We start from the raw sequence: 12,185 nt of genomic DNA, 5'->3' as shown, positions 1-12,185 counted from the left end.
GCCTTTTGCGCTTCGAGGCTCGGTTGTTAACCGGGCATTGTTGTGGATGCACGCATGGTTCTCGAGGAGCTTGGTGTTACTCTCGTTTGGGGTGATAGCCTCGGCGCTAAGAGCTTCGCGGTGTTCGTGGAGACGGGTTGTGGCGGCATCCTGGTGGATCCTGGCGCTGCGGCTATGCACCCATCCTACCCTCTAACGAGGGACGAGAAGAAGAGGTTGCGTCGGGAGGCTCTCCGCACAGTAGCCCGGTTTGTGGAGAGAGCCACGATGGTAGTCGTTACGCACTACCATTACGATCACTACGTTAGGCCTTGGGATGCGGACTACCCGGGCCCCAACCCGTACCGTGATAGGCTCGTGATAGCCAAGGACCCGAGCCTCTTCATCAATGAGAGTCAGAGGGCTAGGGCAGAAGAGCTATACTCGAAGCTCTTGGAGAGTACCGAGGCCCGACTAGAGGATATCCTGGAGGAGCCCACTGGCGACGTCGACGTACCGGATTTCGAGGAGTTGATGCCTCTTGCGGTACGCGCAACAAGCAAGGGTAGGCTGGAGGCGGGTAGAAGGTGGCTATCGAGCCTAGCCGCGAAGTGGAGGGAGTGGAGGAGGTTCCCGGAGCGTATCGAGGCAGGGCACTACCGCATAGTCTTCGCGGACAGCGGGTCCTGGGAGCACTGTGGGGTCCGCGTTGAGCTACTCGGGCCACACTTCCACGGGGACATATACGAGAGGACGGGTTGGGTCGTACCGGTTCTAATCGAGGTGCGTGGCCACAGGGTGCTCTACACGAGCGACCTTATGGGACCGCTCGCCGAGGACTATGCGGAAGAGGTTCTGCGCCTGAAACCACACGTGTTGATAGCGGACGGGCCTGCGACCTACCTCCCACCCTACATGTTCTCGCGTCGCGACCTCGAAAGGGCGAAAGCCAACATGTTGAGGATCGTGAGAGAGGCTGCGCCCCAGCTGATAATCTGGGATCACCACCTACCGCGCGAGCCAAGATGGCGCGAGAGGGTCTCGAAGGTGCTGAGCGAGGCCCAGAGGCAGGACGTACCCATCCTAACGGTAGCCGAGGTTTATGGGAGGAGACCACTGGTTGAGGAAGTGTCGCGATAGCAAGGGCCCCGCCCCACATATTTATAAGCGGATTATGCGCGTGGAGGTGACATGCCCCGGCTTCGTGCCGGGGATGCTGGGGGCGCAAAGCCCCCGGGGATGAACCAGGCGTGGGGTGTGAGTCGTGCCCGAGTTCCGAGTGGTGATTGGAGACCCACACGCGAAGGCGGACGACCCAGTGGTGAAGGTGAAGGTCAAGGGAGTCGAGGATATCCAGTGGACGCAGGAGGAGAAGGAGAGGGAGAAGCTACCAATCTGCAAGGTCAACCCGAACCTCTTGAAGAAGATAAAGGCGAATGAGCTAGGCATAATCACGCTCCGCTTCCGCCAAGAGGACAAGAAGATCAACATAACGTGCCGTGCACAGCTCGACAATAACTTACCCGAGGATCAGGTGCTGATAAGCCTCGAGCTTCTCGGCGAGAAGGTTGGCGCTGAGGAGGCCGAGGCGGAGGCTTTCCGCGCGAAAGCCTGGCAGATACACCTGAAGGGTGCAGCCGCAGAGAGGCTAATCGGCCTAAAGATAGGCGACAAGTTCGACGGTAGCATTGTCGGCCTGCCTGGCGTCGAGCTAGAGATACGCGGTGGGAGCGACAACAGTGGGTTCCCAATGCACCCGGGTATACCTGGCGGCGTGAAGAAGAAGGTGCTGCTAAGCGGCCCGCCAGGGTTCCACCCGCGCGAGAAGGGCGAGCGCCGCAGGAAGACCGTGAGAGGCAACACCATAGTAGAGGACATTGTACAGATAAACACGAGGATAGTCTATCCACCACACTTCAAGCCGCTCATTGAGTAAGCCTGCATGGCAATATGGAGGCGCTCGGGCCACGCCCAGTGTTTTTCGGGTCTTGCACTCCCTAGCCTCCAGGCACGTTCTCGAATCGCTGTTCACCCCCGAGGACGATACTAGCATGTGTAATGTGATGCCCGGGTGGCCCCGCGGGTACCGTCGACGGCTACCTACACACCTCTCGGCTGTTGATGCTGGGGCCCAGAGCAGGGTAGCCATAGAAACGTATTACCCTCGGCTTACCTAATCATCCGTGGCCTACGTTTCCCACCCACCTTAACGGGTGGTATCATGGCAAAGGTGAAGGTATGTGGTATAACGCGCGTAGAGGATGTGGAGATGCTTGATGGCCTGGTTGACTATCTGGGTTTCATCACGGGCCTGCGTGTATCGCCGCGAGTGCTTGACCCGAAGATGGCTGCTGACTTGGCCTCCACGGTCTCCAGGTCAACACCGGTGCTGGTAGCCTACGGTCTCGAGCCGGATGAGGTCGTCGAGCTTGCTGGCAAGCTTGGAGTGTTCCGTGTCGTCCAGTACCACTGGTTCGGGAAGCCTAGAGAGCTAGCAAGCCTAGCCCGGATGCTCGGCGACATCGGAGTGAGGCTAGCGCCAGTCCTATTCCATGGTGTTGGCGGCTGGGCGCCGCTACACCCGTTGTTCTACAGCAGGGTGTCGGAGGCAGCAGAATACACACTGATAGACGCGCCGAAGTCCAGCCCAGCGAGGTATGATGGCGGCCTCCGCATCCCGGTCGAGGCTGTCGAGGAGGCGGCGAGGCTCGTGAAGAGGCTCGGGGTCGCGGGTGGGGTAAACTCCGACAACGTATGTCTGGTTGCGAGGCACGCGTGGCTAATCGACGTTAGTAGCGGTGTCGAGGAGAAGCCGGGCGTGAAGAGCAAGGCTGCGGTTGAGAAGCTGCTCGAGAAGCTGAAGGAGTGTACAGGGTAACACTGGGGCGGTTACGTGTACACCCTGGGCATGTACGTGCAGGCTCCGAGTATAACCCGTGTATTCCGGGTTCGCGCGTACTGCGAGCCTCCTAACTCCTAAACCTGGTAACAAGGAGATATACACACTGAGGGTGCAGCACTGTGATACTATCCGACCGTGATATCCTACACCTAGTGGAGCTCAAGAGGCTGGTCATCGAGCCCTTCGAGCCCAGCATCGTAAGGGAGAATGGCGTTGACCTCCGCCTGGGCAACATCTTCTGCAGGATGAGGCGCACGCTCACCAGGATACTAGACACGAAGAACCCGCCGTCCGACATAGACGAGTGGTACAGGTGCGAGGAGGTTGACCCAGACCACGGCTTCGTCATCTACCCGCACGAGCACGTCCTGGCGCATACGCTGGAGTGGATAGAGCTGCCGGATGACGTCGTGGGGCTAGTCAACGTTAGGAGCACCTTCGCCAGGTTCGGGCTCTATATTCCACCCACAGTCGTCGACGCAGGGTTCAAGGGCCAGCTTGTCATCGAGCTGATTGGCAGCGAGTTCCCGGTGAGAGTATACCCCGGCCAACGCTTCCTACACCTAGTATTCGTGAAGACAACGTCGCCAGTAGCCAAGCCGTACCACGGCAAGTACCAGGGACAGAAGGGCGTCACGCTGCCCAGACCCGACCCAGCCTAACCCCCACGAGTTTCTCCACACCAATAGGCACAGCGCTACACGCGATAAAGGAGGTAGGAGGCTTCGGGTACACACCCCTAGTCCTCAGTCTGTAGCATGCAAGCCCAGTCACCCACATCCTCACCATGGTGGTTTGACGGCTTGTACCTAGTCACTCCGAACCCCTCTCCGTTTGCCTGCCCCGGGTTAACCGCGAGCGCCGTACATCGTCACCCGTCTGCCGCTCTTGGAGCGATTTAGGGGTTGACGCCAGAGTCCGGTTATCTGGCGGTGAGGACCTTCGGGCCTAGCCGAGCGCCGTCTAGTTCACGGCGCAGTGTGGATGCCTGGCTTCGCCCGGGCCGAGCCGCTAAGGTAAGGTATAGCCTTCCTGACCATAACCAGGACATACTCGTGGACAACCAATGCAGGTGGTATAACCCTCCTCGATCTCCTCAACAGTTACCCTCCTCCCAAGCATGATTGTCAACCTCTTGCGTCTCACAGGAGCAATCTTGATCACGCCTTCCTCCTCATCGAACCACACCTCTACGAGGTCACCCTCACGGATGCCAGCTTTCGACCTCACAACCGCCGGTATAGTAACCTGGTAGTTCCTGGTCACCTTGTCTAACTCTCTCAGGGTGATAGGGACACCCTACTAAGACGGGCATGATACTAGTATACAATCTCGCCTAGTAAGATGTGACAGCCTGGGCTCGGATAAGCTATTCGAGCCATTACGTATCCCTGCCTTCGCGTCTGGTGGATTACATCACCTACCCGGGTGGCATTGTTATACGGGTGTCTCCGGGTATACCGGGTATACGGGCGGGTTTCGTGGCCCCCGTGGTTACAACGGTTAAGATTAGTCGTGAGGCTCGGGAGATGCTGGAGAGGCTGCAGGCCGCTGTAGCTGTCGAGCTGGGCTCGAGGCCGAGGTTTCAGGATATCATCGAAGCTGCGTTGAGACTTGCGTGGCGCAGGAGGAGCGAGTTTCTCGAGGAGCTTGGCGCATGGAGGCCTATGGAGAACCCGGAGCGGCTGTTGGAGGAGCTGAGCGTTGACCTTAGGGTGAGCGAGTCTCACGCGGAGGTGGATAAGGTTGTCTATGGTGGGAGGCGTGCTAGTGGACAGCAGTGTAATCATAGCGGCTTTGAACAAGAGTGACTCTCTACACCGGCGTGCGGTGCGCCTACTCTCGGATATACTACGTGGCGCCTACGGGATCCCCCACGTGACCGACTATATAATCGACGAGGTGCTCACGTATATGGCTATGAGGGGTGGGAGAGAGGCTGCGTTGAAGGCTGGCGCCCTCTTCTTCGAGAAGAAGGCTTTCCGCATTATCCCCGTTACCATCGATATGTTCAACGAGGCTTGGAGCCTCTTCGCGAGGCACACGCCGCGCATAAGCTTCACCGACGCCACTAGCATAGTCGCCGCTAAGGTGTACAACCTTAGCTATATAGCGACGTTCGACGAGGAGCTTGCAAGCCTCTACCCCGCGCTGAGGTGACGCTCGCGGCTCGAGGAGCGTGTCTAGCCTGGGCTCGGATAGGCTATTAATGCTAGCAGCGAGTAGATGATTGCCGATGTTGCCTGGCCTACGCCGATGCCGAGTGCGAGTGCCCCGAAGCCAGCTGCTCTCTCGGGTGCATGGTCTGCCACGTACGCCCGGTACACTGTCTCGTAGGCTGCGAGTGCGATGCCGGCCGCGGCGCTAGCCGCTATCGGGTGCCCCGTGGCGAGTAGCACGCCCGCGGCTATCCCTGCTATTGGGGCGGTTGCGAGGCTAGCCGAGCCTAGCGTATCGTAGAGTTTGCCCAGGGGGAGCGCGACAACAGCATCCACGAGCATCGCGAGGGTATAGGCTAGTGGTGCTGCACCCGCATCCCCGGTTGCAGCGGCGGCAGCTGCTGCGATCACAACGGGGTGGGGCAGTAGGAGCGACGTGGCGCCTAGTAGTGCGAACCTAGCGTGGAGCGACAGCTGGGGGTGTCCGCGAGGCGACGGTGCTCCCGGGTAGACTGCTCTGGCTGCGAGTATCGCGGCGACGCTCGCCATCCCAGGGACTAGTATCAACCATACTCTGCCCGTCGCGATCGCATAGTAGGCTAGTAGTGGGCCGGTAACAGCCCCAACCTGGTCCATCACCTCGTGGACGGCGTAGACGAGGCCCCTCCTGCCACTAAGCCCCGAGAGCAGCGCGTCTCGCGCGGGAGCACGCAGAGTCTTGCCAAGCCTCTCTAGTGCCACACCCAGTGCAACACCGCCAAGTCCACCTGCTAGTGCGACCGCGACGCCAACCGGGGTCAGCGCATACCCGAGTATCGTCAGGCTCCACCACGCGGCGAGCCTATCGGCGATTATGGCGGCTGGGAGCCTCAAACCCCAGTTGATAAGCTCAGCCTCGGCGAGCACAAGGCCCAGATCTGTCCAAGAGCCACCCTTCTCGAAGGCAAGCGGCCCGAGTATACCCCGAAACCCCTCATAGCACACGTCAGCGAGGAGACTAGTAAGCCCGAAGAACAGAAGCGCCAACACCCACCGCGAGACCCTCATACTCGTGCCACCACCGTTCCAGAGGAAAGCCGGACCTATCGCCAACCGATATACCCTAATAATCCTTGCAAACACTACGCTACGTGCACAGCGCGAAGCACGACGCTAGTCTACGAGGGGGCGTGAGGCCATACCACACGGGGGAGAAGCTAGTACGAGTTTATTGCGAGAGAATCTCGCTGTGCCACTCCTGTTGTTAACCTAACACGCCACTAGAGTCGCATAGGCTCACCGTTTCCCCCCAACAACCCTCTTAGCTATCTCAAGGAGCTCCTCGACGTACTTCGCCCTCTTCTTTACCTGCTCGATGCCAAGCCCGGCTTCATGGAAACCCTCGACGTGCAAGAAATAGGCGTGATCCCAGTCATCGTAGACGCGCCTATCCACAATCTCTGCGAGCCTCCCTGCGGCGTTATCCAACAAGCCTAGGGTCCATCTGCCCCTTCTCTGCGCTTCCCTACTCTCCTCTAACCCGAGAGCCTCGGCCATGGACTTGATGCATTCCTCGGCAACTTTGTAGAGCTTCTCACTAGCCTGCACAGCGTCGCCCTCCTCTATGAGCTTCTTAGCCTCTAGTAGGTACTTCTCTGCGAGCTCCAGGTGCAGGCTCGCCTCCACCTCGGGGTCTAGGCCCAGCTCCCTAGCCAGAAGCTCGACAATCCTCGACTCTATATCAAGGCCCTTCTTGCGCGCCTCCTCGTAGAGGCGCCTCGGGATGCTTATAGTGACGCTCAACGCGTCCCCACTACCAGATAATGAGTGACAGCGATATTATCAGCGTGTTTCCGTGCAGCTCTACAAGGGTCATCCTCTATAACGAGGGTCTGGGAGTGGCGCCTAGAGGGTTAGGTGTTGTCAGCTGGTAGTAGCTTTGGGCTTCTCTTTCGCGTGACGACCTTCGGCGAGAGCCACGGCAGTGCGCTTGGCGTGGTTGTCGATGGTGTGCCGGCTGGGATGCCTCTCTCTGAGCGCGACGTGTACAAGGAGCTTCTCTTGCGTAGGCCTGGGCACCGGTGGGCGACGGCGAGGAGGGAGCCCGACAAGCCAGAGATACTCTCGGGTGTGTTCGAGGGGCGGACCACCGGGCACCCCATAGCGATTGTGGTGTGGAATCGGGATGTGGACTCGAGGCCCTACGAGGAGGTGCGTTGCAAGCCGCGCCCTGGTCACGCGGACCTGGCCTACGTCCTGAAGTACGGGTGGGAGAACTGGGACTACCGGGGCGGCGGGAGGGCGTCTGGCAGGGAGACTGTAGGGAGGGTTGCGGCTGGAGCCGTGGCCAAGAAGCTGCTCCTCGCGGCCGGCTTGACTGTCTACGGGAGGCTTGCCGAGATCGGCGGCTTAGAGCTCGTGGATCCACGTGCGGAGCCTAGTGTTGAGGAGTTTCTGGCTGCCAGGCATAGCCCGGTGAGGGTCCACGATAGGCGTCTAGAGCAGGAGGTGATGAGGGTGATCGAGGAGGCTAGGGCGGAGGGCGACAGCCTAGGCGGCGTAGTGGAGGTGGTGGCGTTCGGGGTGCCTCCAGGCCTAGGCGACCCGGTCTTCGATAAACTCAAGGCGGACCTCGCGAAGGCGTTGATGAGTATACCGGGTGCAGTGGGCTTCGAGGTTGGCCTCGGTTTTCGCCTCGCGAGGATGAAGGGTAGCGAGGCGAGAGACCCGATAAGACTCGTCAACGGCCAGCCTAGGCCGGTTGGCCCCGCTCACGGGGGTATGCTTGGCGGGCTGAGCGTTGGCACCCCGATACGCCTGCGCATAGCCTTCAAGCCGACCAGCAGCATACCAAGGCCCATCGAAACGTGGAACCTGTGCGAGAACAGGCCGGACACGATAAGCGTGAAGGGCCGCCACGACCCCGCTCTAGTGGTGCGCGCCGTGGCGGTGGCCGAGGCTATGGTGGCAATCACGCTCGCCGACCACATGCTACGCAACGCTATGATACCGCCTAATAGACTCGGGGAGGAGCACGTAGAGAGGATAAACGCTGATTGGGAGCGGCTCTACCCGTGGCCAGCCTGGGCCGGTGAAGAGTAAGCTGTTAGCTGAACAGTGACGAGAGGATGGCTGGCAGAGGCCCCGCCTAACCAGCCAGGCTAAGTGTTGGAACGGGTAGGCTAGTAGGCTGGAACATACGAGATGATTCTCCTTTGGCTTGCCTCGTGTGGGTGTATTATCCGTAGAGGCGGCGGGCCGCAGTCGGCCCTGGCCACTCTCGTCACTGCCCCCGCCGCCCCTCCGGGGGCTTCGGGTAAGGGTGTGTAGTCCCCACCCAGCGGCCCGCCGTGTACACGGTCTAGGATAACCCCTGGGGTTATTCGCGGGTCGCGCCGGCCTAGTGGCGCGCGTCACGCTTGATTGAGTGGTGTTGCCCCAGTTGCTTGCGGGCCGCGGGAGAGGCGTGATATACCTGGAGGTCTGCTCGTGAATGCTGGGCTGACTGTAGGGTGGCGAGGGTATCGAGGAGGTTCCTTGAGGACAGCTCTAGCGGCGCCACCACAATGGCATTTGCGCAGTTGGCTTCCGAGGCTAAACGGAAACCGGTGATAGACCTCACCCTAGGTCAGCCCGATGTAACCCCTCCACAGACTCTCGTGGAGCTTCTGGCGACCGAGGCTAGGGGTGTAGGAGCCTCCCGCTACCCGCCGCCACAAGGTCTAGCCGAGTATCGCGAGGCCGTAGCATCCTACATGCGCGACTTTTACGGTGTCGATGCTGAGCCAGAGCGTGTCGTTGCGCTTGCAGGTGCTAAGCCGGGCATAGCCGCCGCCATATACTCCGTCTGTGACCACGGCGATGCCATGCTTGTGCTGACTCCACACTTCTACGCGTACGTGAACGCGGCGCGCATGCTAGGAGTGAAGCCCGTTATGGCTAGGCTAAGGTGGGACGGCGGGAGGCTTTTCATCGACGAGGATGAGGTGAAGAAGGCGTTTGAGGAGCACAAGCCGTGCCTCGTTATCGTGAACACACCGCATAACCCCACGGGCCTCCACCTTGATAGGGAGACGCTCAAGCTGATAGGGGATCTTGCCTCGGAGCATAACACACTCGTGCTCAGCGATGAGGTGTACTCGTGGCTCGTGTTCCGCGGTGAACACGTCCCGCTCCTACGCCTCCTCGGCGAAGAGAGAGTCATACACCTCGAGTCGTTCTCGAAGACCCTTGCTATCCCTGGCTGGCGCGTCGGCTTCCTCTACGCGCCACGCGAGGTTGTAAAGGCGACCGTCTTCTTCAATTCGAACGTCTACACTGGCATCCCCAGGTTCATCCAGCTAGCCGTAGCCAAGTACATCACAGCGTACCGCGAAGATATGGTCGAGTATGTGGAGAGAGTGCGTAAGCTCTACGGGCGGAGGGCGCGCGTCTTCACCGAGGCCCTCTCACAGCTAGAGGATCTCATCGACGTCTATGAGCCCGCTGCTGGCTTCTTCCTATTCCCGAGGGTAGAGCGCCTCATAGAGAAGCTCGGCGTGGGGAGCGCAGAGAGGCTCGTAGAGCTGATGGCCAGAGAGGTTGGTGTGCTGGCCGTCCCGGGCACCGTGTTCGGAGAGGAGTGGAGAGGCTACATCCGTGTTAGCCTCACCGCGCCGGAGTCAAGGCTTAGGGAGGCGGCTGCGAGGATAGGAGAGCTGGCAACGCGGGGGGCGTGAAGAGCTACTAGGCGGGCCTGACCTGTGACGAGTCAGCCGGGCGCTCCTGACCCCCCGCGCCACCCTCAACACGTATCACGAGTGTGGTCTCCTCGCAGGACGGGCAGAAGACTAGCGTGACGTCCGGATAGCGGCCGTCGATCGGCTCGAAGAGGACGCGCCTCTCGTCACCCTCACAGGGCCACTCCCCCTCCACGATTATCCTCGATATGCGCGTAGAGAGGCGGTACCGGTTGAAGCCCATCAACCTCCCCTCCTTATCCTCCTCCACGACTATCACGTCACCCCCCGCTATCCCGCCGCCCCTCACAACCTCCACCGCCTTCACGCCGCGGTGCCTCACTCTCGACCAGAACTCCATTGGCACGTCTCCCCGCGGCGCACGATGCACCCACAACCCCATAATTTAACCCGGTGGCGCGACGCTAGTGTACCCGGGTGTCCGGAGAATGTCCACTGCCAAACAAGCTGAGAAAGTAGACTTCCTTAGACATATAGTGAATAGGGTGCTGGCGGAGCATAGCCTGCCGCGCCAGATAGTGGATGACGTCAGGAAGAGTATAGGCTACGCTGAGGAGAAGTACAAGTTCAGCGCGTTCGGCGGCGACCCTAGGAGGCTTGCAGACTACCTCAGAAGCCGCGACTTCGACGACGTCGTGACGGTGTTGCGTGGCGCGAAGGCGGAGGAGGTGCTCATACACATCCTCGAGGAGGTGAAGAAGAGGTACAGCGAGTACAAGGAGGTTGTGGAGGCGGCCGAGGCTAGGCTGAAGGAGTTGAAGGGTGTTGTCGGCGAGAAGCCGGAGACGAAGCTGGGCCTCGTCTACAACGCGCTCCGGAACCTCGAGGAGAGGGGCGTCGAGGTGAAACTCGAGGGTGAGGAGGTCCGAGCGAGGCTCTATGGCCCAGTCAGCTTCGAGATGAGGGTGAAGTATGACCAGACCAAGAGGAACTACACCGCCGAGTTCAAGCTTGAGGGTAAGACTGTTGCAGAGACCACCGCGAAGCTATACGAGATTGCAACGAAGCTTGTTGATCTCGCGAAGAGCCTACAGCAGCCCTAGACTCGGCTAGCCGGAGGCTCCTCGAGAACCCGTCCAACACCGCCTCGAGGACAACATTTTCAACATCCAGGTTCAGTCCTCTCAGCCTCTTTGCCCGCCCCTCTATGCCCCGGGCGACCAGCTCAACCGCGACGATGTGGTAGCATAGGCGGTCTGATAGTCCCGGTAGCACCCTCGCCTGGAACCACGGGCAGCTACAGTACAACCCGCGCACAACAACATAATCCCCGTGCTTGCCCCTAACCAGCCATAGGTCTAGATGATCATCGAGGAGGTATACTCTCCCCTCCCTGGCGGCCGCCACCGCCTCGCTGGGCGGCCTCTTCAACGCCTCAGCTAGGAGCCTAGCAATCCTCTCGATACCCCCACCCCAATGCTAGCATCTAAGCGCGAGGCGCCGAACCCTCTGCCCCCGTAACACCCCGGCGGCAGTCGAACACGACACTCCTACCATCATCGTAACCCACAACCACCCTGTCGAATACCCCGGCGAAGACGCCGGACGCCCTGACACCCGGCAGGCTCTCAAGCCTAGCACCGAGAGCCACAACGTCATCAACGTCCTTGACGTCAACGTCTATCACGATGCCCCCCGTGTCGCTAACCACCGGGCCGTCTTTGCCTCCCGCCTCGCGCAGCGAGAACCTAACACCCATGCGTCTCAATGTGTTCTCGATGCCTGCGAGTGCCAGTGGATCCGCGTCTAGTGGCACTGGTTTACCCAGCTCGCCGAGACGCTTCGAAACCTTAGACTCGTCGACAACCATTATCGAGAAGCTGCTATAGTGGGCCAGGAGCTTCTCGAGGTATAGCGCTGCACCCCTCCCCTTTATAGCGGGGCACCCCTCTCCAAGCACCACCTCATCAGCACCGTCGAAGTAAACCTCGGGTGTTGCGGTCTGTACGCCCAGCGAGACACTAGAGGCGCCGAGACTCTTCAACCGCAACAGCGTATCGAGACTGGTCGCGAGGAACACGCGCCCGGCGAAGAAGCTAGGGTCGAGCCTTGCAAGCTCCTCTAGCACGAGGGCTACGGTAGAGCCCGTACCGACACCAACAACACGCGCATCACGAAACTCTGATAGAAGCATCTCGGCTACGGTGCGCGCTGCGACACGCTTACCAGCGCTACCCACGCGCTGCACCCGGGTAGCACGTGAAGCCTACACGGGAAAAGCACGACCCACCGGCGGGATGCACACCGTGCGTACTAATGAGCGTCTGGGTTATTGTTGCGGCGGTGGACCCAGGGGCGGAAGGTGAGTCATCACGTTCTCAGCGCTGGAACGCGCGGGCATCCCGCCACGAGTCATAGCTGGAACCGGCAACCCGCTTATCTATTAATCACAATGTTCCCGGACGCGCACCTCCTAAATCGCGGCAT

General features: G+C 60.2%; 15 protein-coding genes. 9 read left to right on the top strand and 6 right to left on the bottom strand.

Translation table 11 applies throughout. The annotated features are described in order from the left end of the window. Positions 1–42: 42 nt before the first annotated feature. The 4 genes from PYRFU_RS03025 (at position 43) to dcd (ending at position 3,543) form a co-directional block, all read left to right on the top strand. Positions 43–1,119, top strand: coding sequence for an MBL fold metallo-hydrolase (locus tag PYRFU_RS03025; RefSeq protein ID WP_048191480.1), 1,077 nt, complete (start codon positions 43–45; stop codon positions 1,117–1,119). Positions 1,120–1,243: 124 nt separating this feature from the next. Further along, positions 1,244–1,915 (top strand): 30S ribosomal protein S6e, encoded by a 672-nt coding sequence (locus PYRFU_RS03020; RefSeq protein WP_048191478.1) that lies wholly within the window; start codon positions 1,244–1,246, stop codon positions 1,913–1,915. 285 nt (positions 1,916–2,200) lie between these two features. Beyond that, complete coding sequence (locus tag PYRFU_RS03015) at positions 2,201–2,857, top strand: phosphoribosylanthranilate isomerase (protein WP_014026160.1); 657 nt, start codon at positions 2,201–2,203, stop codon at positions 2,855–2,857. Between the two features lie 143 nt (positions 2,858–3,000). Then, positions 3,001–3,543: a dCTP deaminase gene (gene dcd, locus PYRFU_RS03010; RefSeq protein WP_014026159.1), complete on the top strand. Its 543-nt coding sequence runs from the start codon at positions 3,001–3,003 to the stop codon at positions 3,541–3,543. A 349-nt stretch (positions 3,544–3,892) separates the two neighbouring features. Here the strand turns inward: dcd and PYRFU_RS03005 are convergent, their stop codons facing one another. After that, a complete protein-coding gene (locus PYRFU_RS03005) occupies positions 3,893–4,147 on the bottom strand; it encodes an AbrB/MazE/SpoVT family DNA-binding domain-containing protein (protein WP_014026158.1) in 255 nt (84 codons plus the stop codon). 215 nt (positions 4,148–4,362) lie between these two features. Between PYRFU_RS03005 and PYRFU_RS03000 the strand changes: the two genes are divergently transcribed. Next, positions 4,363–4,692, top strand: coding sequence for a hypothetical protein (locus tag PYRFU_RS03000; RefSeq protein WP_014026157.1), 330 nt, complete (start codon positions 4,363–4,365; stop codon positions 4,690–4,692). Next, positions 4,646–5,041 carry a type II toxin-antitoxin system VapC family toxin gene (locus PYRFU_RS02995; protein ID WP_244403867.1) on the top strand — a complete coding sequence of 132 codons (396 nt, stop codon included), beginning with the start codon at positions 4,646–4,648 and terminating at the stop codon, positions 5,039–5,041. Before PYRFU_RS03000 ends, PYRFU_RS02995 begins: the two co-directional genes overlap by 47 nt. A 23-nt stretch (positions 5,042–5,064) precedes the next feature. Here PYRFU_RS02995 and PYRFU_RS02990 read toward each other — a convergent pair whose 3' ends face one another. Together PYRFU_RS02990 and PYRFU_RS02985 are read right to left on the bottom strand one after the other, a co-directional pair. Next, entirely contained in the window at positions 5,065–6,132 is a 1,068-nt protein-coding gene (locus PYRFU_RS02990; RefSeq protein WP_048191477.1) for an MFS transporter, read from the bottom strand. A 183-nt stretch (positions 6,133–6,315) separates the two neighbouring features. Next, on the bottom strand, positions 6,316–6,822 hold the full coding sequence (locus PYRFU_RS02985) for a PaREP1 family protein (RefSeq protein ID WP_014026154.1): 507 nt from the start codon (positions 6,820–6,822) through the stop codon (positions 6,316–6,318). Positions 6,823–6,939: 117 nt separating this feature from the next. Here PYRFU_RS02985 and aroC point away from each other — a divergent pair, with 117 nt between their 5' ends. Next, positions 6,940–8,121, top strand: coding sequence for a chorismate synthase (gene aroC, locus PYRFU_RS02980; RefSeq protein ID WP_014026153.1), 1,182 nt, complete (start codon positions 6,940–6,942; stop codon positions 8,119–8,121). 410 nt (positions 8,122–8,531) lie between these two features. After that, a complete protein-coding gene (locus PYRFU_RS02975) occupies positions 8,532–9,737 on the top strand; it encodes a pyridoxal phosphate-dependent aminotransferase (protein WP_014026152.1) in 1,206 nt (401 codons plus the stop codon). 7 nt (positions 9,738–9,744) lie between these two features. Here PYRFU_RS02975 and PYRFU_RS02970 read toward each other — a convergent pair whose 3' ends face one another. Further along, the gene (locus tag PYRFU_RS02970) at positions 9,745–10,128 is read right to left on the bottom strand and encodes a hypothetical protein (protein ID WP_167827816.1); all 384 of its coding nucleotides are present in this window, start codon (positions 10,126–10,128) and stop codon (positions 9,745–9,747) included. A 58-nt stretch (positions 10,129–10,186) separates the two neighbouring features. On the opposite strand from PYRFU_RS02970, the gene PYRFU_RS09840 reads away from it, so the two are divergent. Further along, positions 10,187–10,801, top strand: coding sequence for a hypothetical protein (locus tag PYRFU_RS09840; protein ID WP_052296918.1), 615 nt, complete (start codon positions 10,187–10,189; stop codon positions 10,799–10,801). Here PYRFU_RS09840 and PYRFU_RS10160 read toward each other — a convergent pair. Together PYRFU_RS10160 and rpiA are read right to left on the bottom strand one after the other, a co-directional pair. Next, on the bottom strand, positions 10,704–11,129 hold the full coding sequence (locus PYRFU_RS10160) for an SWIM zinc finger family protein (RefSeq protein WP_014026149.1): 426 nt from the start codon (positions 11,127–11,129) through the stop codon (positions 10,704–10,706). The two genes, PYRFU_RS09840 and PYRFU_RS10160, sit on opposite strands and share 98 nt — an antisense overlap. 55 nt (positions 11,130–11,184) lie before the next feature. After that, positions 11,185–11,937, bottom strand: coding sequence for a ribose 5-phosphate isomerase A (rpiA, locus tag PYRFU_RS02960; RefSeq protein WP_014026148.1), 753 nt, complete (start codon positions 11,935–11,937; stop codon positions 11,185–11,187). Positions 11,938–12,185: the final 248 nt, after the last annotated feature.

This window comes from Pyrolobus fumarii 1A, assembly GCF_000223395.1.
GTDB lineage: Archaea > Thermoproteota > Thermoprotei_A > Sulfolobales > Pyrodictiaceae > Pyrolobus > Pyrolobus fumarii.
The sequence above is the reverse complement of the archived record's forward strand: the minus strand, read 5'-3'. Positions and strand labels throughout refer to the sequence as shown.

What these genes read in the sequence shown, in the direction of transcription:
- PYRFU_RS03015 (WP_014026160.1), top strand. Translation starts at nt 2,201, where the DNA reads ATGGCAAAGGTGAAGGTATGTGGTATAACGCGCGTAGAGGATGTGGAG.
- PYRFU_RS09840 (WP_052296918.1), top strand. Translation starts at nt 10,187, where the DNA reads ATGTCCACTGCCAAACAAGCTGAGAAAGTAGACTTCCTTAGACATATA.